The organism is Pseudomonas sp. GW821-FHT02H06 (assembly GCF_059421525.1).
The window spans coordinates 385,402-409,445 of the sequence record NZ_JBWKVD010000003.1 but is presented as its reverse complement, the minus strand read 5'-3'; the positions used below and the strand labels follow the sequence as shown (position 1 = coordinate 409,445).

The window sequence follows — 24,044 nt, the reverse complement described above, 5'->3', positions numbered from 1 at the left end:
AGCTCACTCCTACAGGACCAACATCAGTCTGTGGGAGCGCGCTTGCAGCGTGACAGTGCGGCGTCTGGACGACCAGGCATCCACCACAAAATAAGTGTCAGCCTGGAACGTGAGCGTTATCCGTTCTGCACCATCAACCGTCGCAGTTCCGCCAGAACCGGCGCTGACTCCGGTCGCACGCCGCGCCACAGGTAAAACGCCTCGGCGGCCTGCTCGACCAACATCCCCAAACCATCCACTGCCTGTCCGGCGCTGTGCTCCGTGGCCCAGCGGCAAAAGGCGGTCGGCTCCTTGGCGTACATCATGTCGTAGCAAATGGTCACGCCGGGCTGAATCAGACTGGGCGCAATGGGCGGGACTTCGCCCGACAGGCTCGCCGACGTGGCGTTGATAATGATGTCCACCGGCTCTTCTAGCCAGTCATAGCCGGCGGGCAGGATCGGGCCGATGTCGGCGAACTCCTCGGCCAGTTGTTCGGCCTTAGCTACCGTGCGATTGGCAACCACCAGCACGTAGGGATCTTCCGCCAGCAAGGGTTCCAGCGCGCCCCGCACCGCGCCGCCAGCTCCGAGCACAAGGATGCGTTTGTCCTTGAGCGTGACGCCATGATTGACCTTCAGGTCCCGAACCAGGCCTGCTCCGTCCGTGTTGTCGCCCAGCAGGCTGCCATCCGCTTGAAGCGCCAGCGTGTTGACCGCCCCGGCACGACGGCCGCGCTCGGTCAGCTGATCAGCCATCCGGTACGCTTCTTCCTTGAACGGTACGGTGACGTTGGCGCCACGGCCGGTCTGGAAGAATGCCTTGGCGAACGCGGTGAAGCCGTTCAGCGGGGCCAGTGAGGTCTGGTAGTCGAGCGCCTGACCGGTTTGCTCGGCGAACAGGCGATGGATCAGCGGCGACTTGCTGTGGGCGATGGGGTTACCGAAGACAACGTACTGATCAGTCATCACTGTGCCGCCTCAGCCAGCCAGTCGCGATCCTGCAGAAAATACTCCGTCAGGCGTGCTTCCTCGCTGCCCGGCTCGGCTTTCCAGTCATAGCCCCAGCGCACTTGTGGCGGCAGCGACATGAGGATCGATTCGGTCCGGCCACCCGATTGCAGCCCGAACAAGGTGCCGCGGTCGTACACCAGATTGAATTCCACGTAACGCCCACGGCGGAACTCCTGAAATTCCCGCTGCTGCGGCGTGTACGGAGTGTCTCTGCGGCGCTGAACGATGGGCAGATACGCCTCGACGAACGCATCACCGATGGCGCGGATAAACGCAAAGCTGGTGTCGAAATCCCACTCGTTGAGGTCATCGAAAAACAGGCCGCCGACGCCGCGCGGCTCGTTGCGATGCTTGATATGGAAGTAGCGATCGCACCACGCCTTGTAACGGGGATAGACGTCAGCGCCGAACGGCGCGCAGGCCTGCTCGGCGACGCGGTGCCAATGAACGCAGTCTTCCTCGACGCCGTAATAGGGCGTCAGGTCAAAGCCGCCTCCGAACCACCACACTGGTTCTTCGCCTTCTTTCTCTGCAATGAAGAAACGCACATTGGCGTGGGCAGTCGGCACATGAGGATTGTGCGGGTGCATCACCAGCGACACGCCGAGTGCTTCGAAACCACGTCCTGCCAGCTCCGGTCGATGGGCGCTGGCCGATGGGGGGAGGCCGGCGCCGAAGACGTGGGAAAAATTGACCCCGCCCTTTTCGAGGATATGGCCATTCTCGATCACGCGGGTCCGTCCGCCACCCCCGGCAGGCCGCTCCCAGGCGTCCTCGACGAAACGGGCGCTGCCATCTTCGGTTTCCAGCGCGGCGCAAATGCGGTCCTGAAGATCGAGCAAGTAGGCTTTGACGGCATCGGTGCGAAAGGACATGGCGGTACCTGCATAAACTGAAACGTGCGTCGGGAGCGGGATTCAACCGGGCTTGGCGTTGATAGCACGCCTCGCTCAGCAAACCCCGTCGGCGAAATTCGGCCCGTAGCATATCACCGGCATGGCGGCTGCCGCAGTTGACGAAGCGCCAACGAAGGAGTCCGATAGAGCCCTTTCGCATCGACAGTCATCCTCTGCAAGTCCGATCCATGACGGAGAAAGCAAATGGCAAAACGTATCCAGTTCAAGGCGTATGGCGGTCCCGAAGTGCTCGAGTACGTAGACTTCGAACCCCCGGCACCAGGGCCGAAAGACGTGCTCGTGCGTAACAAGGCGATTGGCGTCAACTTCATCGAGACCTACTTTCGCAGCGGCCTGTACCCGGCGCCTTCGTTCCCGTCGGGGTTGGGCAACGAAGGCGCGGGACTGGTTGAATCGGTCGGCAGCGAAGTCACCCACGTCAAAGTCGGCGACCGGGTGGTGTACGGCACCGGTCCATTGGGTGCCTACGGGGACGTTCACGTAACGCCGGCCGCGAACATCGCCAAACTGCCTGACGGTATCAGCTTCGAGCAAGGCGCCGCCGTCATGCTCAAGGGCCTGACCGTGCAATACCTGTTTCGTCAGACCTACGAAATCCGCCCTGAAGAAACCATCCTGTTCCATGCCGCTGCCGGCGGCGTGGGATCGATCGCCTGCCAGTGGGCCAACGCCTTGGGCGTCAAGCTCATCGGCACGGTGAGCTCGGCAGAGAAGGCCGCGCACGCCAAAGCGCTCGGCGCGTGGGAAGTGATTGATTACAGCAAGGAAGACGTGGTCCAGCGTGTACTGGAATTGACCGACGGCAAGAAGGTCCCGGTGGTCTATGACGGCGTGGGCAAAGACACGTGGGAAACGTCGCTGAATTGCCTGGAATTGCGAGGCCTGCTGGTCAGTTTCGGCAATGCGTCAGGCGCAGTGACCGGGGTGAACCTCGGAGTTCTCGCTCAGAAAGGCTCGCTGTACGTCACCCGGCCGACGTTGGGCTCCTACGCGAACACCCCGGAAGCCTTGCAGGCGATGGCGGATGAGGTGTTTGAAATGGTCGCCAGCGGCAAGGTGAAGGTCGACGACATCCAGAAGTTTCCCCTCAAGGATGCCGCGAAGGCCCATACCGAACTGGCAGGGCGCAGAACGGTTGGGTCGATCATTCTGGTGCCTTGATCTCAACCTGCGAAACAGTGGAAGGGCATTAACCTGCCCTTACCACCTCAGCGGTGACCAGATCCCGTATCACACTCGGGTTGCGACGCCCGCCAAGGCTGCCGCTCAGCACCATGTCCAGTTGCTCGTGGAAATACTGCTCAACGCGCAGTCGTGAGCGGGCTGCGGGGCGGCCGGTCGGGTTGGCGGAGGTCGACACCAGTGGACCGGTCAAGGCGCACAGCTCGCGTACGGTCGGGTGATCGCTGACCCGGAGGGCGACGGTGTCGTGCTTTCCGGTGATCCAGTCCGGCAACAGGCCTTGATGTGGCACCAGCCAGGTGTTCGGTCCCGGCCAGGTGCTGGCCATGCGGTCGATCCACAGCTCAGGGAAGTCCTCGAAGAGGAAATCGAACTGACGGATGTTGTCTGCGATGAGGATCAAGCCCTTATCAACAGGCCGCGCCTTGATTGCCAGCAGGCGATACACCGCCTCTGCATCCCAGGGGTCACAACCCAACCCCCACACCGCTTCGGTTGGATAGGCAATCACCGCCCCGGCCCGAATTTCTCGTGCGGCTTGCTGCACTCGCCAACTGCTGACCATCGTCCGTTCTCCCAAATTACGCAGGCGGGCAGTTTAACCTCAGCGTGCCCGGGCAAACCATCGCCCGGCTTCACAGGCCACGCTGCTGTCGAGTTCAAGCTCGGTCAGCGCCGCCAGGACCTTTGGCAACGGCCAACCGCTGTTATGGGCCAGTGCCTCGCCGGTTTGCGGCGCTGCGTGCAAGAGGGCGAGCAGCGGATGAAGCGGGGTCGACGGTTTATCAACGACGTCATGACTCGGGGCGATATTTTTCCAACCCTGCAGCGCTTCAAGAATATGGTCGATGGTTTCCACCAGCACTGCCCCCTCACGGATCAGCTGGTGACAACCCCTGGCGCCCGGATGATGGATCGAGCCGGGGATGGCATAGACCTCACGGCCCTGCTCGGCGGCAAGCCGTGCCGTGATCAGTGATCCGCTGGCAACGCTGGCCTCGACCACCAACACGCCCAGGGACAAACCGCTGATGATTCGATTGCGCCGGGGAAAGTTGCTGGCGTGGGGGCCCGCGTCCAGCGGCAGCTCGGAAATCACTGCGCCGCCATCGGCCACCATACGCGCCGCAAGTTGACGATGCCGCTGTGGATAAAGTTTTTCGATGCCGGTGCCCAGTACGCCGATTGTCCCGCCTTTTACGTCCAGAGCACCTTGATGCGCGGCGCCGTCGATACCCAGCGCCAGCCCGCTGGTGATGACAAAACCGGCACCGGCCAGGCTCCGCGCGAACGCCGCCGCGGTGTCGAGTCCAGGCTTGGAAGCGCGTCGACTGCCCACCATTCCCAACTGCGGACGATCAAGCAATGCACGGTTTCCGGCGATGAAGAGCAGGGGCGGTGGATCCGGGATTTCTGCCAACAGCGCAGGGTAGTCAGGGTCGTCCCACATCAGCAAATGCTGGCCCGGACGCTCTAACCAGGCCAGTGCAGCACTGGCACCGTCGCGCACTTCGGCACTGCGACGGGCCTCGGCACTGGCCGCCGGCAGCCGCAGAGATCGCCATGCCGAAGCCGGCGCACTCAACGCGGCAGAGGCGCTGCCGAACGCATCGATGAGGGTGTGAAAACGTTTTGGACCGACTTCCGGCAGCCGATGCAGACGCAAACGGGCTTCCAGCTCAGCCGGCGACTGACCGGCCTTTTCGAACAACGGCATGTCATCTTCCTTGATCCGAGACCCACCTTAATCAGTGGATCAAGCTGTGGATAAGTCTGTTAACAACAATTTGATAAGTGAAGCATGCCGGTGGAGAAAAGTGATTTGCAGCTGATACATAGCATTACGGATTGCGGACTTTGTCCTGAACCGCCAGAGATCGGGTTGCGTGCAGCACCATGCCGTAGCTCAGTCGCTCGTACGTGCGGAAGACCATCAGCAGCCCTGAGCGCTCGTCGGGAATTTTGACCTGATCACCGTTGACCCGGTCACGCACCGTTTCGCCGGTCTTGTAGATGGCCAGCACGTTGCCTTCGGCCAAGCCATCCAGTCGGCCACGGTCGATGGTCACCACGTCGAACTCGCCGATCTGGGTCACGCCCCGGGGCACATCGATGATAGTGCCGCTGATCGGTTGCTGGGGCTCACTAGGGACAAAGGTAGAATTGATTCCGCGTTCTTCACTGACGAAGAGCCGATCGCCGAGGCGTACTTCCTGGGTCGAGCGCTGCAGTTGCAACGTCGCCACGTCACCTTCGCTGGCAACGATTTGGCCGCTGCCGATGTCATCGGCATTGATGCCCAGCACCACGCCGCTCACCGGATCGACGTAGGTCTTGCCCTTGCGATAGATGCCGTACGACACATGGCTCGGCTCGAACTGGCCCCGGGCATAGATGCGATCACCCGCACCACTCAGCACCCGCTCGCCGGGGCCGGCCACGACATGAGGCGCGACTTCAAACTGGCTGGCGTTGTCGATGATTCGGTTGTTCAGCAGAAACGCATTGATCGCGCCCAGCGGGATGGTGGGAATCGCCTCGGCAATCGGCGTACTGCGCACACGCGGGGAGAGTTTGATGGTGCCGCGAGACTCACCGCGATTGACGACGATGCGTGGCTGACCATCGACATAAATCAGGTTGAGCGTATCGCCTGGGTAGATCAGATCTGGGTCGTGAACCTGAGGATTGGCGCGCCAGAGTTGGGGCCACTTCCACGGCTGGTTAAGAAATTTTCCGGAAATGTCCCAAAGTGTGTCACCGGCGACGACGGTGTAACTCTGTGGATGGCCATCCCTGAGCTGTACTTGCGCCTGGACAAGGCCTGTCGCGGCCAACAGCAGCAGGGCGAGTAGTGATTTCCTCATGCGGTGAATCCCTTTATCATGTTGGCTTCGCGTGAAACGCTGAGTCTTGCGAGACTTCCGGTTTTACTAGGGCTGCAGCTTGTGACGTCCCAAGCCTAGCAGCCGATTTTGACTTTACCCTACAGTGCATCCCTTACGTATATGGCCATTCTAAACATCCTCGAATTTCCCGATTCGCGCCTGCGCACCATCGCCAAGCCGGTGGCTGAAGTGGACGACGGCATTCGCCAGTTGGTCGACGACATGTTTGAAACCATGTACGAAGCGCCTGGCATCGGTCTGGCCGCGACGCAGGTTAACGTACACAAGCGCGTGGTGGTGATGGATCTCTCCGAGGATCGCAGCGAGCCGCGGGTGTTCATCAACCCCGAGATCGAGCCGCTCACCGACGAGATGGACCAGTACCAGGAAGGCTGCCTGTCTGTTCCAGGTTTCTACGAAAACGTGGATCGCCCGCAACGGGTCAAGGTCAAGGCGCTGGACCGTGAGGGCCAGCCCTACGAGTTCATCGCCGAAGGCCTGCTCGCCGTGTGCATCCAGCACGAATGCGATCACCTGAACGGCAAGCTGTTCGTTGATTACCTGTCCAATCTCAAGCGCGACCGGATCAAGAAGAAGCTGGAAAAACTCCACAAGCAAAACGCCTGATCCCGCCATCCTCCTTTCTACCGTAGGAGCCCGTTTGCCCGCGATAGCGACCTGTCCTCTGCCGCATTTGTCGGCTGACACCACGCCATCGCGGGCAAGCGCGTTTCTACCGTCATACTCAAGAGAAGCCCATGACTGAGCCACTGCGCATCGTGTTCGCCGGCACTCCGGAATTCGCCGCCGAGCATTTGAAAGCCCTGCTCGACAGTCCCCACGACGTCATTGCGGTGTACACCCAGCCAGATCGCCCGGCCGGTCGTGGTCAGAAGCTGATGCCGAGCCCGGTCAAGCAGCTTGCCCTTCAGCACACTATTCCTGTCATGCAGCCGCCCACCTTGCGCGCACCCGAAGCCCAGGCCGAGCTGGCCGCGTTGCAACCGGACCTGCTGGTCGTGGTCGCCTATGGCCTGATCCTTCCGCAGGCCGTACTGGATATTCCGCGTCTGGGCTGCATCAACAGCCACGCCTCGTTGCTCCCACGCTGGCGCGGTGCTGCGCCGATCCAGCGCGCGGTGCAGGCCGGCGATGCCGAAAGCGGCGTGACGGTCATGCGTATGGAAGCGGGGCTGGACACCGGCCCGATGCTGCTCAAGGTGACGACCCCGATCACGGCCGACGACACCGGCGGTACGCTGCACGATCGTCTCGCTGAGCTCGGCCCGCCTGCGGTGATTCATGCCATTGCCGGCCTGGCAGACGGTACGCTGGTGGGCGAAGTACAGGACGACAGCCTCGCCACCTATGCGCACAAACTGAACAAAGATGAAGCACGTATCGACTGGACCCGCCCGGCCGTCGAGCTGGAGCGACTGGTACGCGCCTTCAACCCATGGCCGATCTGCCACACCACGCTCAACGGCGAAGCGCTGAAGGTTCTGGCCGCGCAGATCGCCGACGGGGAGGGCACGCCCGGCAGCATCATCGACGCAAGCAAAGACGGCCTGCTGGTCGCGTGCGGTGACGGCGCGCTGCGTCTGAAGCGTCTGCAACTCCCCGGCGGCAAACCGCTGGGCTTCGCTGACCTGTTCAACAGCCGCCGCGAGAAGTTCGCCGTCGGCACTGTCCTCGGCCAAGCGGTGGATGCTCAATGAACCCGCGTCTGGCCGCAGCCAAGGCCCTGGCTGCCGTACTGAGTGGCAAGGCATCGCTGAACAGCTCCTTGCCCGCGCAACTGGACAAGGTTGAAGACCGCGACCGCGGCCTGACCCAGGATCTGGCATTTGGCACCGCGCGTTGGGAGCCAAGGCTCTCCGCGCTGGCGGCCAAGCTGCTGCAGAAACCCTTCAAAACCGCTGATAACGACGTGCAGGCTTTATTGCTGGTGGGCCTGTATCAGCTGTTCTATTCGCGGATTCCTGCCCACGCCGCTATCGGCGAAACCGTGGGCTGCGCCGACAAACTGAAAAAACCGTGGGCAAAAGCGCTGCTCAACGCCGTGCTGCGTCGAGCCCAACGGGAAGGTGAGGCACTGCTGACAGAACTGGAACACGATCCGGTGGTGCGCACTGCTCATCCACGCTGGCTGCAAAAAGCGTTGAAAGCCGCCTGGCCTGAGCATTGGGAAGCGATTTGTGCGGCAAACAACGCCCACCCGCCGATGATTTTACGGGTCAACCGTCGGCACAACACCCGCGAGCAATACCTTCAGCTGTTACTGGACGCAGGCACCGCAGCGGCGCCGAGCACGTTCAGCCAGGACGGCATCGTGCTTACCGAACCGGGCGATGTTCGCTCGCTGCCGGGTTTCGCCGAGGGCTGGATCAGCGTTCAGGATGAGGCAGCGCAATTGGCCGCCGACTTGTTGGAGCTGGCGCCGGGTCAACGTGTGCTGGACGCCTGTTGCGCACCGGGTGGCAAGACCTGCCATCTGCTGGAAGTCCAACCGGGCCTGGCAGGCGTGGTTGCGGTGGACCTTGAAGCCAAGCGCATGGTGCGGGTCAAAGAGAACCTGGATCGCCTGGGCCTAAGTGCCGAACTCATCGCCGCCGACGCCCGCGCCACGGATCTATGGTGGGATGGCAAACCCTTCCAGCGCATTCTGCTGGACGCGCCTTGCTCGGCGACTGGCGTCATTCGCCGCCACCCCGACATCAAGCTGACCCGTCAGGCCGATGATATTCCTGCCCTCGCCGCGCTGCAGGGCGAATTGCTCGACGCGCTGTGGCCGACGCTGCAGGTCGGCGGGATCTTGCTATACGCCACATGCTCGACCCTGCCGACTGAAAACACCGAAGTCATTGATGCATTCCTGGCGCGTACGTCGGGGGCTCGGGAGCTGGACATTGCCGGTCAGCAAGGCAATCCGCCTCCCGGTCTGAAGCAGCCCCACGGCCGTCAGTTGCTGGCGCAGGAAGGCGGGCATGACGGGTTTTACTACGCCAAACTGATCAAGATTGCGGCGGCGTGAAGACAAGTACCCGGTGTGACGGAATCATCATTTCAAGGAGAGACTGATTGAAGATCATCATTCTCGGCGCAGGGCAGGTCGGCGGTACGCTGGCCGAGCACCTGGCCAGCGAAGCCAACGACATCACCGTCGTGGACACCGATCAGGATCGTCTGCGGGCGCTGGGTGATCGCCTCGATATCCGCACTGTCCACGGTCGCGGCTCATTTCCAACCGTGCTGCGTCAGGCCGGCGCCGACGACGCCGACATGCTGGTGGCCGTGACCAGCAGCGACGAGACCAACATGGTCGCCTGCCAGGTCGCGTACACGCTGTTCCAGACCCCGACCAAGATTGCCCGGGTTCGCGAGTCGGCGTACCTGACCCGCTCAGGCCTGTTCGCCAACAGCGCCATTCCCGTGGACGTGCTGATCAGCCCTGAGCAAGTGGTCACCCATTACATCAAGCGGCTCATCGAATACCCCAGCGCGCTGCAAGTCATCGACTTCGCCGGCGGCAAGGTGCAGATGGTGGCGGTCAAGGCGTACTACGGCGGCCCTCTGGTGGGGCAGCAACTGCGTCAACTGCGCACGCACATGCCCAATGTCGAGACTCGCGTCGCGGCTATTTTCCGTCGCGACCGTCCGATCATTCCTCAGGGCGATACGGTTATCGAGGCTGACGACGAGGTCTTTTTCATCGCTGCCAAAGCGGATATTCGCGCCGTCATGGGCGAGATGCGTCGTCTGGATGTGAGCTACAAGCGCATCGTGATTGCCGGCGGCGGGCAGATCGGCGAGCGGCTGGCGGAGGCCATCGAGAACCGCTATCAGGTCAAGATCATCGAGATGAATCCCGCCCGATGCCGTCACCTCTCTGACACGCTCAACAACACGGTGATCCTGCAAGGCAGCTCTTCCGATCGCGACCTTCTCGTGGAAGAGAACATCGATAACGCCGACCTGTTTCTGGCGCTGACCAACGACGACGAGGCGAACATCATGTCGTCGTTGCTGGCCAAACGTCTCGGTGCAAAGAAGGTGATGACGATCATCAACAACCCGGCCTATGTCGACCTGGTGCAAGGGGGAGAGATAGATGTCGCGGTCAGTCCTCAGCTCGCCACCATCGGTACGTTGCTGGCGCATGTGCGGCGCGGCGATATCGTCAGCGTGCATTCGTTGCGTCGGGGCGCGGCGGAAGCCATCGAGATCGTCGCCCATGGCGATGCCAAATCCAGCAAGGTGATCGGCAAAGCCATCATGCACATCAACTTGCCGCCCGGCACGACCATTGGCGCTATCACCCGCGCCGATCAGGTGATCATCGCCCATGACAGCACGGTGATCGAATCAGGCGATCACGTGGTCATGTTCCTTGTGGATAAAAAGTACATCCGCGACGTCGAGCGACTGTTTCAGGTGGGACTGAGCTTTTTCTGAAAGCTCAATACCAGCGCTTCTCGCCCTCGGGGCGTTTCTTGAAGCGCTTCATGGTCCACATGTATTGGCTTGGATAGGCCCGCACGTACTTCTCAACCACCTTGCTCATGGCAGCTGCCGACGTAGCGGTATCGGTGCTGTACATGTCGTCCGGCGCGGCTTCGAGTACGACTTTGTAACCAGAGCCATCCTCCAGACGCATCGCGTGAAGAAACACGCCCACCGCTTTGCCGCCCGCCAGCATGTTCGGGACGAACTTGCTGGTCAGCGCCATCGTCCCGCAGAAGGGCACGAAGACGCCTGCTGACTCAGCGGGTTCCGGGTCCGCCGGAATGCCGACCGAGCCACCTTTGCGCACTTCCTTGATGACGCTGAGAATGCCTTCCTTGGTGGACGCTGCGACGCGGTTCCCCAACTGTACGCGCTGCTTGCGCAGCAGATCGTCCACGGCCTTGAGCTTGGGTGGCCGGTAGAAAATGATCGGTTTGCACTGGCTGCAGTAGAAGTGGTTGAGCACTTCCCAGTTGCCGAGATGGCTGGTAATACCGACGACGCCCTTCCCCGACGCCAAAGCGTCTTTCAACACCTGAAGCCCTTCGACTTCGCGAACCAGATTGATCGACTTCTGCGCCGGCCAGATCCACGCGCAGGCGCTTTCGGTCAGGGTCTTGCCGATGTCCATCAGACTGCGGCCGACCAGTGCTTCGAGTTCTTCAGGGCTAAGTTCAGGGAAGCACTTGGACAGGTTGATGCGCGCGACGTCGCGAGACCGGTTAGGCAACTTCCACATCAGCCAGCCAATGCAGGTGCCGACCCATTGCACTGCGCGCCACGGCAACAGGGCAAACAGACGCAGTGCCCCAACCATCAAGGCGCCTTTGAACTTATCCACAGATCACTCCCGAATACATGAGGCGGCCATTGTAACCATTCATGGGAGCCGATTATCTACATCACCCACCAGCTCGGCGTATCGGTCGCAATCAACCGTATGGTCCATCACCATGCCGGTGGCCTGCATGTAGGCATAACAGATGGTCGGGCCGACGAAGGTGAAGCCGGCTTTCTTCAGCGCTTTGCTCATCGCTTCGGCCTCAGGCGTAATGGCCGGAACCTCGCTGCGATCCTTGAAGTGATTGACCTTCGGCTCGCCACCCACAAACGACCAGACAAACGCGACCGGATCCTCGAGCCGCAACCAGGCCAGAGCGTTCTTGCGCGCGGCGTTGAGCTTGAGACGGTTGCGCACAATGCCGGGCTCCAGCATCAGGACTTCGATTTCCGCATCGGTCATCGCGGCGATGCGCTGGACGTCGAAGCCGAACATCACCTCGCGGTAGCGCTCACGCTTTTTCAGGATGGTGATCCACGACAGCCCGGCCTGGAACCCTTCGAGCAACAGGAACTCGAACAGCATCTGCGCATCGCGCAACGGCACACCCCACTCTTGATCGTGGTAGTCCATGTAAAGCGGATCTTCGTTGCACCAAAAGCAGCGTGGCATAGGGCTCCCAAGGGTGGAGGCGCGGCCGAATCGGGTATACTCCCGCTCTTTAAATCGCAGCCCCCCAGTACAGGTGAATTTCGTGAGCCAGCCTACGCCAGCCGTGCGTACCTTCCAAGACTTGATCCTCGCCCTCCAGCAATACTGGGCTGAGCAAGGTTGTGTGGTACTTCAGCCCTACGATATGGAAGTGGGCGCCGGCACTTTCCACACCGCTACGTTTCTGCGCGCCATCGGCCCGGAAACCTGGAACGCCGCCTACGTACAACCAAGCCGTCGTCCTACCGATGGCCGTTATGGCGAGAACCCGAATCGCCTGCAGCACTACTATCAATTCCAGGTCGTCCTCAAGCCCAACCCGGACAATTTCCAAGAGCTGTACCTCGGCTCCCTGAAGCACGTGGGCCTCGACCCGCTCGTGCACGACGTCCGCTTTGTCGAAGACAACTGGGAATCTCCGACCCTCGGCGCCTGGGGCCTGGGCTGGGAGATCTGGCTGAACGGCATGGAAGTGTCGCAATTCACCTATTTCCAACAAGTCGGCGGCATCGAGTGTTACCCGGTCACCGGCGAAATCACCTACGGCCTCGAGCGTCTGGCGATGTACCTGCAAGGCGTCGAGTCGGTCTACGACCTGGTCTGGACTGACGGCCCGTTCGGCAAAGTCACCTACGGCGATGTGTTCCATCAGAACGAAGTGGAGCAATCGACCTATAACTTCGAGCACGCCAACGTCGACAAGCTGTTCGAGCTGTTCGATTTCTATGAAAGCGAAGCCGTGCGCCTGATCGAAGTCGAGCTGCCATTGCCGAGCTACGAAATGGTCCTCAAGGCCTCTCACACCTTTAACTTGCTGGATGCCCGTCGCGCGATTTCCGTGACGGCGCGTCAGCAGTACATTCTGCGCGTCCGCACCCTGGCTCGCTCCGTGGCCCAGGCGTACCTGATGGCCCGGGCCAAGCTCGGCTTCCCGATGGCCGCGCCCGATATCCGCGATGAAGTGTTGGCCAAGCTGGAGGCTGCGCAATGAGTGCTCAAGATTTTCTGGTTGAACTGGGCACTGAAGAACTGCCACCCAAAGCATTGAATACCCTGGCCGATGCGTTTATGGCCGGTATCGAAAAAGGCCTGCAGGCTGCCGGTCTGACCTACAGCGCCAAGCAGGTTTATGCCGCGCCACGTCGTCTGGCCGTGCTGATTACTCAGCTCGCCACCGAGCAGCCGGATCGCAGCGTCAATCTGGACGGCCCGCCACGCCAGGCCGCGTTTGATGCCGAGGGCAATCCGACCCAGGCTGCCTTGGGCTTCGCCAAGAAGTGCGGCGTCGACCTGAGTGAGATCGACCAGAGCGGCCCGAAGCTGCGTTACAGCCAGAGCATCCCTGGCAAGCCAACGTTGAGCCTGCTGCCGACCATCGTCGAAGATTCGCTCAACGACCTGCCGATTCCGAAGCGCATGCGCTGGGGCGCGCGCAAGGAAGAGTTCGTACGTCCGACCCAGTGGCTGGTCATGCTGTTTGGCGATCAAGTCGTCGATTGCACCCTTCTTGCCCAGACGTCCGGCCGTGAATCCCGTGGCCATCGCTTCCATCATCCGGACAGCGTGCGCATTACCTCGCCGGCCAACTACGCCAGCGACTTGCGCGCGGCCTACGTGCTCGCGGACTTCAACGAGCGTCGTCAGCTGATCAGCAAGCGCGTTGAAGAGCTCGCCACGCAACACGAAGGCACCGCCATCGTGCCGCCAGCATTGCTCGATGAAGTGACTGCGCTGGTCGAGTGGCCCGTGCCGCTGGTGTGCTCGTTCGAGGAGCGTTTCCTTCAAGTGCCGCAGGAAGCCCTTATCACCACGATGCAGGACAACCAGAAGTACTTCTGCCTGCTGGATGCCGACGGCAAGCTGCTGCCGCGCTTCATTACTGTCGCGAACATCGACAGCAAGGACCCTTCCCAGATCGTCCACGGTAACGAGAAAGTCGTCCGCCCGCGTCTGACCGACGCTGAGTTCTTCTTTAAGCAGGACAAGAAGCAGAAGCTGGAGACATTCAACCAGCGCCTGCAGAACGTGGTGTTCCAGGCGCAACTGGGCACGGTGTTCGACAAGGCCGAGCGCGTTTCCAAGCTCGCTGCGTTCATCGCGCCCCGCATTGGCGGCGATGCTCAGCGCGCCGCGCGTGCAGGCCTGCTCTCCAAGTGCGACCTGGCGACCGAAATGGTTGGCGAGTTTCCCGAGATGCAGGGCGTTGCAGGCTACTACTACGCCTTGGCCGACGGCGAACCCGAAGACGTTGCGCTGGCGTTGAACGAACAGTACATGCCACGTGGCGCTGGTGCTGAATTGCCGGGCACTCTGACTGGCGCCGCTGTTGCCATTGCCGACAAGCTCGACACACTCGTGGGCATCTTCGGCATCGGCATGCTGCCGACCGGTAGCAAAGACCCCTACGCTTTGCGTCGGGCCGCGCTGGGCATCCTGCGCATCCTGATCGAGAAGAAACTGGATCTGGATCTGGTCAAAACCGTACAGTTCGCCGTCGCTCAGTTCGGTGTGAAGATCAAGCCTGCTGGTCTGCCAGAGCAGGTTCTCGAATTCATCTTCGATCGTCTGCGCGCGCGCTATGAAGACGAAGGCGTCGACGTTTCTGTCTACCTGTCGGTGCGCGCTTTGCAGCCCGCTTCGGCGCTGGACTTCGATCAACGTGTTCAGGCTGTTCAGGCCTTCCGCAAATTGCCTGAGGCTGCAGCATTGGCCGCCGTGAACAAGCGGGTTTCCAATCTGCTGAGCAAGGCAGATGGCAACATCGCCCAGACCGTCGAGCCGAAGTACTTCGATAACGCCAACGAGTTCTCGCTGTACTCGGCGATTCAGCAGGCAGATCAGGCCGTCGCGCCGATGTCCGCCAGCCGTCAGTACAACGAAGCGCTGACGCGTCTTGCGGCACTTCGCGAGCCTGTGGATGCGTTTTTCGAGGCGGTCATGGTCAACGCGGAAGACGCCAGCGTGCGGGCTAACCGTTATGCCTTGCTCGCACGTCTGCGCAATCTGTTCCTCGGCGTTGCCGACATCTCCTTGTTGGGCTGACAGCGGAGCGCATGCCAGTGAAGTTGCTGATTCTCGATCGGGACGGGGTGATCAACCAAGACTCCGACGCCTACATCAAGTCGGTGGACGAGTGGGTTCCGATTCCCGGCTCCATCGAGGCCATTGCGCAACTGAGCAAAGCCGGCTGGACGGTGGCAGTGGCTACCAACCAGTCCGGCATTGCTCGCGGTTACTACGATCTCGCCACCCTTGATGCCATGCACGCACGCTTGCGTGAACTCGTGGCGGAGGAGGGTGGTGAGGTCGGACTGATTGTTTATTGCCCCCACGGCCCGGACGCCGGCTGCGATTGCCGCAAGCCAAAACCGGGCATGCTGAAGACTATTGCCCGCCATTACGCCGTCGACTTACGCGGCGTGTGGTTTGTGGGCGACAGCAAGGGTGACCTGGAGGCGGCGGTGGCCGTCGACTCACAACCTGTTCTGGTCATGACCGGTAAAGGTCAGAAGACGCGAAGCGGTGCATTGCCCGCAGGCACGTTGGTTTTCGATGATCTGGCGGCGGTTGCCGCAGAACTAATCCACAACAGCGCCCCGTTGAACGGCTAACGGCTATTCAACGGCTCGCTCAATTCGGGCAATTGCCCCGTAACGGTAAAAGCAGCTATGTCGATTGTGCAGGCCATCAGGATTTTCTTCTTTTACCTGCTGCTGGGCACTACCGCCCTGCTGTGGTGTTCGCTGAGTTTCTTTATTGCACCTTTCCTGCCGTTCCGTCTTCGTTATCGCTTCATCAATGTGTACTGGTGCCGCTGCGCCTTGTGGCTGACCCGCGTGTTCCTCAACATCAAGGTCAATGTTACCGGCCAGGAAAACATTCCCGAGACGCCGTGCGTGATCGTCTCCAATCACCAGAGCACGTGGGAAACGTTTTTTCTCTCGGCCCACTTTCAGCCGTTGAGCCAAGTGCTCAAGCGGGAGTTGTTGTACGTGCCTTTCTTCGGCTGGGCGATGGCGATGCTGCGTCCCATCGCCATTGATCGCAATAACCCCAAAGCGGCGCTGAAGGTCGTGGCGAAGAAAGGCGATGAGTTGCTCAAAGATCGCGTCTGGGTGCTGATCTTCCCTGAAGGCACACGCGTGCCGTACGGCCAGATCGGAAAGTTCTCGCGCAGCGGATCGGCACTGGCGGTTAACGCGGACTTGCCCGTCCTGCCCATCTCCCACAATGCCGGCCGCTATTGGCCTAAAGAGGGCTGGGGTAAAAAGCCGGGGACCATCGAAGTCGTGATTGGCAAACCGATGTACGCAGAGGGCACTGGCCCTCGCGCAATCGCTGCGCTGAACGATCGCGTCTCGGCCTGGAACGAGCAAACCCAGCGTGATTTGGGATCGCCCGCAATGCCTGCGCCTGCGCCCGAGAAATCACCGGCGTGAATTGTGGATAACCTGTGCACGAATAAGTAGAAATTCGAGAAATTCACTGCTAACTCATTAATTTTAATGCTTATTTCTTCGAGCGCTTAAAACGCCGATACGTGCATAAGTTTTTTCTCATCGTCTGCCGATGACCTGAAAAGACCGGTCTTGAGCCTGTGCGGCCGAGACCGATCTGTGAATCAAGCCGCTCTGGCCGGCGCTGATATCCGCAGATTGCAGAGCGCTCCTAGACCCACCAGCACAATCCCTCCACACGCCGCTGCGACAAATCCCATGGCGGGAGAAACACTGTCGATGGCGAATCCTACAATTGGCGCCGAAAGCGTCTGGCCTATTCGGTACGCCGAATCGTGCAGCCCCATTACTTCACCTCTCACGCTGGAAGGCGCTAGCTTGGCAACCGCTTCCGAGCCTGCGGCCAGCGTCGGCGTGCACAACAGATTGGTGGGCAGCAGCGCGAGCATCAGCCACCACCAGACGTCATCAAAAAACACTACGGGCAGCAGCAGCAGGCTCATTGCCAAGGCGAGTTTCATCTGCGACCACGACCTGTGGACAATCCCATGAACGTATCCACCCACAATGGACGCGATGGACATGGCGGCGATGACATACCCAGTGAAGGCAAGCTGGTCACTGGCGCGCAGCACAGCGATCAGTGCCAGCTCGGTGCCGTAGAGCACGAACAACGCACCCGCACTGACAAACATCACGGCCAGCAGACGGCCGCTCATCCATGTGCGGAGTTTGGGTCGGACGCGATCAGGATTTGCGGCGACTTCGTCAACATTGCGCGTCGGCCAGTTCAACACATAGAGCACGACATAGGAGAGCGCCCGCCAGAGGCCGATGCCCGCCAGCGTGGCCGTCGCCGAATACGTGGTGATGAGCAAAATGCCGCTCGCCGGCCCAATGACGAATGAGAGTTCCATAAGCATCATGTTGAGAGAATACGCAGGCCGGCGCTGATCCTCCGGCACCAGACTGGCGATGAACTGCCTGGCGAGCGAGCCCGTTGGCACGGTAAAGAGACCGGCAACAAAAGCCAGAAAGACATAGAGCCAGTAACTCACCATCGGTAGCAACACCCAGGCGAGGGTCGACAGCGTCCCGCACACGGCCACTACCGGGCGCAGGCCATGACGGTCAATCATCCGGCCGAGGAGGGGAGAGCCCACCGCAAACCCGAGGGCGGTCGCTGTCCCCACCACGCCCGCATCAAAATAACTACCGCCCATTTCGTTGAGTACATGCAGGCTCAGCGTGAGCCCCATGATGGTCAGCGGCAAACCCGCAACGAACATGAACAATGTCGCGGGCAGCACTCGTGGGATGGCCAGCACTCTCTGGTATTTGCGAATCGACATATAACTGAGGCTCCTTGGTCTTACATCTGTCCTGATGCAACGGGTCATTCGACGGTTTATTTGAGTTTTCGCCGCTGTCATCGCCCAATCGAGGCACAGTGACACAGTCCTGCCCAATAAAAACTATCGTTCGAGTTTCAGGGCCAAATTATTGGCTGACAGGCCATGCAGGTAATCCGCGTCCCGATTAGGGATGCCAATTAGACGCGCGCCACGCCCAGTGTATCGTTCACGCTCAACACCATTTCCAACCCTCGCGATATCGCGCGTCTCCGACAGCGTGAGGGTCACAGCGGTGAATGGATCGAACCAACATGACCCTGATCGCGCGCGGAGGCAGTATGAATACGTTGGGTGACCTGGCGTCCAGACGAAACAACAACTTCAACCTGATCAGAATGCTTGCCGCCACTGCGGTACTGATCTCCCACAGTTACCCTCTCGCACTCGGCCATGATGCGGTCGAGCCGCTCTCGGACTGGATTGGCCTTTCCCTCGGGGAACTGGCAGTAATCACATTCTTCTGCGTCTCCGGCTTTTTTATCTCGCTTAGCCGTGATCGCGCCGGCAGTACGGTGGATTTCTTCACTGCTCGGTTTCTGCGCATCTACCCTGGTCTGACACTCGTGCTGCTGCTCAGCGCGTTTCTGATCGGGCCGTTGTTTACGACACTGAGTGCGTCGGAATATTTCCGGTCAGGTGAAACATACGGTTATCTGACCCACAATTTGACGCTCTTCAGCATGAAATTCCAGCTCCCGGGCGTGTTCGAGAATACCCCTTGGCCCGGCATCAATGGGTCACTGTGGACGCTCTTCTATGAGGTCGCTCTCTACATTCTGGTCGGCGCGCTTGGCGCATTAGCCTTTTTCAGCGAAGGGCGTAAGTTCGCCGGCTTTCTACTGTGTTACGCGGCGCTGTACGTCGCCTTCAAATGCTTGATGTTGAGCAGCGCTCTGCTCAATGACTTCCACCGTGCCGAGTTTTTCTTCAGGTGGAGTTTACCGTTTGTGCTGGGCATGTCCTTCTATCGATATCGTCATCACATCGCGCATCGATTTATCGGCTTCCTGCCTTCTGCCGTATTAGCCGCCTGCACATGGCACACGCCGTATTTCTTCGAGTGCTTTACCGTGGCGTGGACGTATCTGATTTTCTACCTCGGGTTTGCAACCCACCCCGTGGTCGACCGTTACAACCAGCTGGGTGATTACTCATACGGCGTTTATATCTATGCCTTCCCGATTCAGGAAATCCTCGCCCACCTGCTCAAAGGTATCGGCCCCGCCAGCATGATGTTTCTCGCGTTCCCGCTTGCGTTAGTGGCAGCGGTGTTCTCCTGGCATTTCATCGAGAAGCCAGCTATGGCCTGGCGCCGTGGGCTGACTACGGTTCTGGGTAGTGGAATGGACACCTTGAAAACCCGCTGGGCGAGGACCGGGAAGCGCACTGCATAACGACCTGCGTACCGAAAGCGCCGAGTAACGCATCCAGTATCGATTCAACAGGGAGTTGGGGATGAAGAGGTTTCAAGTGCTGGACGGCTTTAGGGGCATCTGCGCGCTCAGCGTTGCGGTCTATCACATCCACATTCCACAGAGCTTCGGCGAGTGGGCGTTCTTCAGGAATGCTCATTACCTGGTGAGCTTTTTCTTTGTCCTGAGCGGATTCGTCATGGTCCACACCTACGGACAGCGGCTCGCAACGACGGACCAGTTCAGGCAGTTCTTTATCACCCGCACCTTCCGACTGTACCCCCTGCACGTCTTTGTGCTCGTGCTCGCCATCGCATTGGAGGTGGTGAAGCTGGCCGCAGAGCATGCTGGCATAGCGTTCAATCAGCCGAGCTTCACCGGACAGCGCGCGCCCCAGGAAATCATCCCCAACCTGCTTCTGTTGCAATCGTGGTGGCCGGGATTCAATCCGCAGTCATTCAACTTTCCGGCGTGGAGCATCAGTGTCGAGTACTACATCTACATGATCTTCGCGGGGATACTCATGTGTACGCCACGCCTTGCCACGCTGATATTTCTGATGATCTCGTTGGTAGCTGTGGTCTGTTTGTCCTTGGGACTTGCCTCTCCGATGGAGCCCGCATTGCAGGGACTGTCCTGTTTCTTTGCAGGGGTGATGACCTATCACCTCTATCAGGTTATCAACACCAAGAGCATTTCGCGCTGGCTGCACACTGGCCTGGAAGTAGTCGGGATTTGCCTTACAGTGAGTGTGCTGGTGAGTAACATCGATCACAAACAGATCGGTCTGATGCTGGTGTTCTGCGCGGTCATGTTGATTTTCTCCTTCGAGGGAGGGGTGATCTCGACCTTGCTGAAAGCTCGCCCGTTCGAGAAGCTGGGCGTGCTGTCCTACTCGATCTACATGACCCATGCGATGGTCCTGTTCGCCTTCACCCTAGCTATGCTGCTGGTGGGGAAGATCACAGGCCACGCCATCGTCACTTACGCCAGTACCTCGCCAGGCCCGATGCTTTCATTCAATAACGCAATGGCTGATAACTTCCTGCTGCTTGGCCTGTTAATCATCATCGTGGGCATATCTGCGGTCAGCTACCGCCTCATTGAACAGCGCGGTATCGAATGGGGCAAACGCTTGAGCAGGAGAGGGCGGCCCACCTCGCCGATTAGTCCAGTGAAGACCGTGAGCTGAAACTCTAGACAAAAAAAGCCCCAATCGATTCGCATCGTTGGGGCTCTTTTCTCAGCGGCTAGACCTTAGAAATCCAGGTTCGACACCGCCAGGGCGTTGGCTTCAATGAAGTCGCGGCGTGGTTCTACTGCATCACCCATCAGGGTGTTGAAGATCTGATCAGCGCCGATGGCGTCTTCGATCGTCACTTTGAGCATGCGCCGCACGCTTGGGTCCATCGTGGTTTCCCACAACTGATCCGGGTTCATTTCACCGAGACCTTTGTAGCGCTGGATGGTGTGGCGCTTGGTGCTCTCTGCCATTAGCCAGGCCAGCGCTTCCTTGAACTCGGTGACCGCTTTCTTGCGCTCGCCACGTTGGACGTAAGCGCCTTCTTCCAGCAGCGTGCTGATCTGAGCACCCAGCGCAGTGACTGTTTTGTAGTCATTGCTACCAAAGAAATCGCGGTTGAACGTCACGTAGTTGGACAGACCATGGGAGATCAGCTCGACCTCTGGCAGCCACACGTTACGCTCGCGGTCTTCGCGCAAGCTGGCTTTGTAGACCAGGCCGGATTTCTCACCCACACGCAAACGTTCATCGAACTTCGCCAGCCAGTCTTGCATGGCTGCGTGATCCGACAACTGCTCCATTGGCACAGCCGGCAGATAGACGAAGTGCTCGGTCAGTTCTTGCGGGTACAGGCGGGACAGACGTTTCAATGTCTTCATGACCATACGGAAATCGTGAACCAGTTTCTCCAGTGCTGCACCGGAAATGCCAGGGGCTGATTCGTTCAGGTGCAGGCTCGCATCTTCAAGGGCCGACTGGGTCATGTACTCTTCCATGGCCTCGTCGTCTTTGATGTACTGCTCTTGCTTGCCTTTCTTCACCTTGTACAGCGGCGGCTGGGCAATGTAGATGTAGCCACGCTCAACCAGTTCCGGCAATTGACGGAAGAAGAAGGTCAGCAACAGGGTACGGATGTGCGAACCGTCGACGTCGGCATCGGTCATGATGATGATGTTGTGGTACCGCAGCTTCTCGATGTTGTATTCGTCACGGCCGATACCGCAGCCCAGTGCCGTGATCAACGTGCCCACTTCTTGGGACGAGATCATCTTGTCGAAGCGCGCCTTTTCCACGTTCAGGATCTTGCCCTTAAGTGGCAGGATGGCCTGAGTCTTACGGTTCCGTCCCTGCTTGGCGGAGCCGCCAGCAGAGTCACCTTCCACGAGATACAGTTCGGAAAGGGCAGGGTCCTTTTCCTGGCAGTCAGCCAGTTTGCCGGGCAGGCCGGCAATATCCAGCGCACCTTTGCGGCGAGTCATCTCACGGGCTTTACGCGCAGCTTCACGAGCACGTGCTGCGTCGATCATCTTGCCGACGACGGCTTTCGCTTCGTTCGGGTTCTCGAGCAGGAAATCAGAGAAGTATTTGCCCATCTCCTGTTCAACCGCGGTCTTCACTTCCGAAGACACCAGCTTGTCTTTCGTCTGCGAGCTGAACTTTGGATCAGGGACTTTGACGGAGATGATCGCCGTCAGGCCTTCACGCGCATCGTCGCCGGTGGTGGCGACTTTGTGCTTCTTCGCCAGACCTTCCTGCTCGATGTAGTTGTTCAGGTTACGCGTCAGGGCAGAACGGAAACCCACGAGGTGGGTACCGCCGTCGCGCTGCGGAATGTTGTTGGTGAAGCACAGCAGGTTTTCGTTGAAGCTGTCATTCCACTGCAGAGCAATCTCTACGCCGATGCCGTCTTCACGCTGGATGTTGAAGTGAAAGACCTGGTTCACAGGCGTCTTGTTGGTGTTCAGGTATTCAACGAATGCCCGCAGACCACCTTCATATTTGAACAGTTCTTCCTTGCCGCTACGCTCGTCTTTAAGAACGATACCCACGCCGGAGTTCAGGAAAGACAGCTCACGAATCCGCTTGGCCAAAATGTCCCAGCTGAAGTGAATGTTCTTGAAGGTTTCAGAGGAAGGCTTGAAGTGGATCTCTGTTCCAGTGGTGTCACTTTCGCCAACGATTTGCATCGGCTCTTGTGGAACACCGTGTACGTACGTCTGTTCCCAGACTTTTCCACTACGGCGAACGGTGAGATTCAAAACCTCGGACAGCGCGTTGACGACTGACACGCCCACACCGTGCAGACCGCCGGATACCTTGTAGGAGTTATCGTCAAACTTACCGCCTGCGTGCAACACAGTCATGATGACTTCGGCAGCGGACACGCCTTCTTCTTTGTGCACATCAACCGGAATGCCACGACCGTTGTCGCGAACAGTAATCGACTCATCCGGATGAATGATGATGCTGATGTCGTCACAGTGACCGGCCAACGCCTCGTCGATCGAGTTGTCCACAACCTCGAACACCATATGGTGCAGGCCGCTGCCGTCGTCTGTGTCGCCGATATACATACCAGGACGTTTGCGTACGGCATCGAGCCCTTTCAGCACTTTGATACTGGTCGAGTCGTACGTTTGGTTTTCGCTCATGCCTTCACTCCCGGTGGTCGTGGGTCTGGGTGATATTGCCGTGTTCCACGTGGAACAAAGCAACTGGCGTTTCCCTCTGCCAGCCTTCCCTCAACAATTCATGATCTACGCAGGTGATGAATACCTGGCAGCGTAATTCTTCCAACAGGCGACATAGCGCACTGCGGTGATTCTCATCGAGCTCTGATGGCAGATCGTCGACGAGGTAAACACATTGGCCACGACGGGCCGTACTGACTAAATGTCCCTGAGCAATGCGGAGGGCGCAGACCACGAGTTTCTGTTGCCCGCGAGAAAGAATGTCCGCCGCGTTGTGACCGCCGAGTCGCAGCCGTAAATCTGCGCGTTGAGGCCCTGCCTGGGTGTGACCCATCTGCTGATCACGGTAGAGGGAGGACGCGAGTACGTCACTCAGGTTTTTTTCCTTGTCCCATCCTCGATAATAACTAAGCGTCAGCCCATCGATCTGAACAAGCTCACTCAGGGTTTGCTCGAACACCGGCTTCAGCGCCTTGATATAGGCGCGCCGAAACTCGTCAATTTCATCGCTCGCAAGGCAGAGCTCACGGTCCCATGCGGCCTGTGAAGCGGCGTCAAGTGTACCATGGCGAAGCCACGAGTTCCGCTGCCTGAGGGCCTTCTGAAGCCGCTGCCAAGTCGACATAAAACGAGGTTCCACGTGGAACACTCCCCAATCCAGAAACTGACGCCGGATCTTGGGAGCACCTTCAAGCAGCCGGAAGCTGTCGGGATTGATCAGCTGCAGTGGCAACGTCTCGGCGAGTTGCGCGGCACTTTTCGCATTCTGACCATCGATGCGAATCTGAAAATCCCCCTGGCGGTCACGTGAGACGCCAAGACTACTGTGGCCACCTTCAGCGAGTTCAACCTGGCCAAAGACCGTGCATGCAGGTTGTTCGTATTGAATGACCGGTTGCAGCCGAACGCTGCGGAAGGAGCGCGCCAAACCGAGTAGATAGATGGCTTCCAGGACACTGGTTTTCCCACTGCCGTTAGCGCCGTACAAGATGTTAATGCGGGGAGAAGGGGAGAAGGTCACCGGGTGCAGATTGCGCACCCCGGTGACCGAGACGCGGCTAAGAGACAT

At 59.5% G+C, this 24,044-nt stretch carries 21 protein-coding genes; 11 read left to right on the top strand and 10 right to left on the bottom strand.

Features of this window, described 5'->3' with window-relative positions:
- Positions 1 to 116: 116 nt before the first annotated feature.
- Positions 117 to 947 carry a shikimate dehydrogenase gene (gene aroE, locus AC07VF_RS07870; protein WP_495008306.1) on the bottom strand — a complete coding sequence of 277 codons (831 nt, stop codon included), beginning with the start codon at positions 945 to 947 and terminating at the stop codon, positions 117 to 119.
- Positions 947 to 1,867 carry an oxygen-dependent coproporphyrinogen oxidase gene (gene hemF / locus AC07VF_RS07865; RefSeq protein ID WP_346627338.1) on the bottom strand — a complete coding sequence of 307 codons (921 nt, stop codon included), beginning with the start codon at positions 1,865 to 1,867 and terminating at the stop codon, positions 947 to 949. Before hemF ends, aroE begins: the two co-directional genes overlap by 1 nt.
- Before the next feature lie 225 nt (positions 1,868 to 2,092).
- On the opposite strand from hemF, the gene AC07VF_RS07860 reads away from it, so the two are divergent.
- The gene (locus AC07VF_RS07860; protein ID WP_495008307.1) at positions 2,093 to 3,070 is read left to right on the top strand and encodes an NADPH:quinone reductase; all 978 of its coding nucleotides are present in this window, start codon (positions 2,093 to 2,095) and stop codon (positions 3,068 to 3,070) included.
- A gap of 28 nt (positions 3,071 to 3,098) precedes the next feature.
- On the opposite strand, the gene tsaC is transcribed toward AC07VF_RS07860, so the two are convergent.
- From tsaC to AC07VF_RS07845, 3 genes are all read right to left on the bottom strand, one after another.
- Positions 3,099 to 3,656, bottom strand: a complete 558-nt coding sequence (gene tsaC / locus AC07VF_RS07855) for an L-threonylcarbamoyladenylate synthase type 1 TsaC (RefSeq protein WP_133774050.1) — start codon at positions 3,654 to 3,656, stop codon at positions 3,099 to 3,101.
- A gap of 39 nt (positions 3,657 to 3,695) precedes the next feature.
- Entirely contained in the window at positions 3,696 to 4,808 is a 1,113-nt protein-coding gene (dprA, locus tag AC07VF_RS07850) for a DNA-processing protein DprA (protein ID WP_495008308.1), read from the bottom strand.
- Positions 4,809 to 4,932: 124 nt separating this feature from the next.
- Positions 4,933 to 5,958 carry a LysM peptidoglycan-binding domain-containing protein gene (locus AC07VF_RS07845; RefSeq protein WP_282365455.1) on the bottom strand — a complete coding sequence of 342 codons (1,026 nt, stop codon included), beginning with the start codon at positions 5,956 to 5,958 and terminating at the stop codon, positions 4,933 to 4,935.
- 141 nt (positions 5,959 to 6,099) lie between these two features.
- Here AC07VF_RS07845 and def point away from each other — a divergent pair, with 141 nt between their 5' ends.
- The 4 genes from def to trkA all read left to right on the top strand — a co-directional run bounded on the left by def (position 6,100) and on the right by trkA (position 10,434).
- Positions 6,100 to 6,606: a peptide deformylase gene (def, locus tag AC07VF_RS07840; RefSeq protein ID WP_172610173.1), complete on the top strand. Its 507-nt coding sequence runs from the start codon at positions 6,100 to 6,102 to the stop codon at positions 6,604 to 6,606.
- A gap of 131 nt (positions 6,607 to 6,737) precedes the next feature.
- Positions 6,738 to 7,697 carry a methionyl-tRNA formyltransferase gene (fmt, locus tag AC07VF_RS07835; protein ID WP_495008309.1) on the top strand — a complete coding sequence of 320 codons (960 nt, stop codon included), beginning with the start codon at positions 6,738 to 6,740 and terminating at the stop codon, positions 7,695 to 7,697.
- Positions 7,694 to 9,013 carry a 16S rRNA (cytosine(967)-C(5))-methyltransferase RsmB gene (rsmB, locus tag AC07VF_RS07830; protein ID WP_495008310.1) on the top strand — a complete coding sequence of 440 codons (1,320 nt, stop codon included), beginning with the start codon at positions 7,694 to 7,696 and terminating at the stop codon, positions 9,011 to 9,013. The genes fmt and rsmB overlap by 4 nt, the downstream gene beginning before the upstream one ends.
- Positions 9,014 to 9,060: 47 nt before the next feature.
- Positions 9,061 to 10,434: a Trk system potassium transporter TrkA gene (gene trkA / locus AC07VF_RS07825; RefSeq protein ID WP_495008311.1), complete on the top strand. Its 1,374-nt coding sequence runs from the start codon at positions 9,061 to 9,063 to the stop codon at positions 10,432 to 10,434.
- A 4-nt stretch (positions 10,435 to 10,438) separates the two neighbouring features.
- On the opposite strand, the gene AC07VF_RS07820 is transcribed toward trkA, so the two are convergent.
- On the bottom strand, positions 10,439 to 11,326 hold the full coding sequence (locus AC07VF_RS07820; RefSeq protein ID WP_282365452.1) for a lysophospholipid acyltransferase: 888 nt from the start codon (positions 11,324 to 11,326) through the stop codon (positions 10,439 to 10,441).
- A gap of 39 nt (positions 11,327 to 11,365) precedes the next feature.
- Positions 11,366 to 11,938, bottom strand: coding sequence for a DNA-3-methyladenine glycosylase I (locus AC07VF_RS07815; protein ID WP_346627343.1), 573 nt, complete (start codon positions 11,936 to 11,938; stop codon positions 11,366 to 11,368).
- A gap of 82 nt (positions 11,939 to 12,020) precedes the next feature.
- On the opposite strand from AC07VF_RS07815, the gene glyQ reads away from it, so the two are divergent.
- From glyQ to AC07VF_RS07795, 4 genes are read left to right on the top strand one after another with little or no spacing between them, the layout of a single operon-like run.
- Positions 12,021 to 12,968, top strand: coding sequence for a glycine--tRNA ligase subunit alpha (gene glyQ / locus AC07VF_RS07810; RefSeq protein WP_065988033.1), 948 nt, complete (start codon positions 12,021 to 12,023; stop codon positions 12,966 to 12,968).
- A complete protein-coding gene (glyS, locus tag AC07VF_RS07805; RefSeq protein ID WP_495008312.1) occupies positions 12,965 to 15,019 on the top strand; it encodes a glycine--tRNA ligase subunit beta in 2,055 nt (684 codons plus the stop codon). The genes glyQ and glyS overlap by 4 nt, the downstream gene beginning before the upstream one ends.
- 11 nt (positions 15,020 to 15,030) lie before the next feature.
- Positions 15,031 to 15,588: a D-glycero-beta-D-manno-heptose 1,7-bisphosphate 7-phosphatase gene (gene gmhB, locus AC07VF_RS07800; protein ID WP_495008313.1), complete on the top strand. Its 558-nt coding sequence runs from the start codon at positions 15,031 to 15,033 to the stop codon at positions 15,586 to 15,588.
- Positions 15,589 to 15,645: 57 nt separating this feature from the next.
- Positions 15,646 to 16,416 (top strand): lysophospholipid acyltransferase family protein, encoded by a 771-nt coding sequence (locus AC07VF_RS07795; protein ID WP_192174398.1) that lies wholly within the window; start codon positions 15,646 to 15,648, stop codon positions 16,414 to 16,416.
- A gap of 182 nt (positions 16,417 to 16,598) precedes the next feature.
- Here AC07VF_RS07795 and AC07VF_RS07790 read toward each other — a convergent pair whose 3' ends face one another.
- Complete coding sequence (locus AC07VF_RS07790; protein ID WP_197984121.1) at positions 16,599 to 17,786, bottom strand: MFS transporter; 1,188 nt, start codon at positions 17,784 to 17,786, stop codon at positions 16,599 to 16,601.
- Positions 17,787 to 18,100: 314 nt separating this feature from the next.
- Here AC07VF_RS07790 and AC07VF_RS07785 point away from each other — a divergent pair, with 314 nt between their 5' ends.
- Both AC07VF_RS07785 and AC07VF_RS07780 read left to right on the top strand, forming a co-directional pair.
- Positions 18,101 to 19,243, top strand: coding sequence for an acyltransferase family protein (locus AC07VF_RS07785; RefSeq protein WP_495008314.1), 1,143 nt, complete (start codon positions 18,101 to 18,103; stop codon positions 19,241 to 19,243).
- Between the two features lie 61 nt (positions 19,244 to 19,304).
- The gene (locus AC07VF_RS07780; RefSeq protein ID WP_495008315.1) at positions 19,305 to 20,453 is read left to right on the top strand and encodes an acyltransferase family protein; all 1,149 of its coding nucleotides are present in this window, start codon (positions 19,305 to 19,307) and stop codon (positions 20,451 to 20,453) included.
- Between the two features lie 65 nt (positions 20,454 to 20,518).
- Here AC07VF_RS07780 and gyrB read toward each other — a convergent pair whose 3' ends face one another.
- Together gyrB and recF are read right to left on the bottom strand one after the other, a co-directional pair.
- Positions 20,519 to 22,936, bottom strand: a complete 2,418-nt coding sequence (gene gyrB, locus AC07VF_RS07775; protein WP_192174394.1) for a DNA topoisomerase (ATP-hydrolyzing) subunit B — start codon at positions 22,934 to 22,936, stop codon at positions 20,519 to 20,521.
- A 4-nt stretch (positions 22,937 to 22,940) separates the two neighbouring features.
- Complete coding sequence (gene recF, locus AC07VF_RS07770; RefSeq protein ID WP_495008316.1) at positions 22,941 to 24,044, bottom strand: DNA replication/repair protein RecF; 1,104 nt, start codon at positions 24,042 to 24,044, stop codon at positions 22,941 to 22,943.

Excerpts from the sequence above, each read along its gene's own strand:
- recF (WP_495008316.1), bottom strand. The coding sequence starts at position 24,044 with ATGTCTCTTAGCCGCGTCTCGGTCACCGGGGTGCGCAATCTGCACCCG.
- gyrB (WP_192174394.1), bottom strand. The coding sequence starts at position 22,936 with ATGAGCGAAAACCAAACGTACGACTCGACCAGTATCAAAGTGCTGAAA.
- rsmB (WP_495008310.1), top strand. The coding sequence starts at position 7,694 with ATGAACCCGCGTCTGGCCGCAGCCAAGGCCCTGGCTGCCGTACTGAGT.
- AC07VF_RS07815 (WP_346627343.1), bottom strand. The coding sequence starts at position 11,938 with ATGCCACGCTGCTTTTGGTGCAACGAAGATCCGCTTTACATGGACTAC.
- gmhB (WP_495008313.1), top strand. The coding sequence starts at position 15,031 with ATGCCAGTGAAGTTGCTGATTCTCGATCGGGACGGGGTGATCAACCAA.
- AC07VF_RS07795 (WP_192174398.1), top strand. The coding sequence starts at position 15,646 with ATGTCGATTGTGCAGGCCATCAGGATTTTCTTCTTTTACCTGCTGCTG.
- tsaC (WP_133774050.1), bottom strand. The coding sequence starts at position 3,656 with ATGGTCAGCAGTTGGCGAGTGCAGCAAGCCGCACGAGAAATTCGGGCC.
- def (WP_172610173.1), top strand. The coding sequence starts at position 6,100 with ATGGCCATTCTAAACATCCTCGAATTTCCCGATTCGCGCCTGCGCACC.
- hemF (WP_346627338.1), bottom strand. The coding sequence starts at position 1,867 with ATGTCCTTTCGCACCGATGCCGTCAAAGCCTACTTGCTCGATCTTCAG.
- AC07VF_RS07860 (WP_495008307.1), top strand. The coding sequence starts at position 2,093 with ATGGCAAAACGTATCCAGTTCAAGGCGTATGGCGGTCCCGAAGTGCTC.
- AC07VF_RS07785 (WP_495008314.1), top strand. The coding sequence starts at position 18,101 with ATGACCCTGATCGCGCGCGGAGGCAGTATGAATACGTTGGGTGACCTG.
- AC07VF_RS07780 (WP_495008315.1), top strand. The coding sequence starts at position 19,305 with ATGAAGAGGTTTCAAGTGCTGGACGGCTTTAGGGGCATCTGCGCGCTC.
- aroE (WP_495008306.1), bottom strand. The coding sequence starts at position 947 with ATGACTGATCAGTACGTTGTCTTCGGTAACCCCATCGCCCACAGCAAG.
- dprA (WP_495008308.1), bottom strand. The coding sequence starts at position 4,808 with ATGCCGTTGTTCGAAAAGGCCGGTCAGTCGCCGGCTGAGCTGGAAGCC.
- AC07VF_RS07845 (WP_282365455.1), bottom strand. The coding sequence starts at position 5,958 with ATGAGGAAATCACTACTCGCCCTGCTGCTGTTGGCCGCGACAGGCCTT.
- fmt (WP_495008309.1), top strand. The coding sequence starts at position 6,738 with ATGACTGAGCCACTGCGCATCGTGTTCGCCGGCACTCCGGAATTCGCC.
- AC07VF_RS07790 (WP_197984121.1), bottom strand. The coding sequence starts at position 17,786 with ATGTCGATTCGCAAATACCAGAGAGTGCTGGCCATCCCACGAGTGCTG.
- glyS (WP_495008312.1), top strand. The coding sequence starts at position 12,965 with ATGAGTGCTCAAGATTTTCTGGTTGAACTGGGCACTGAAGAACTGCCA.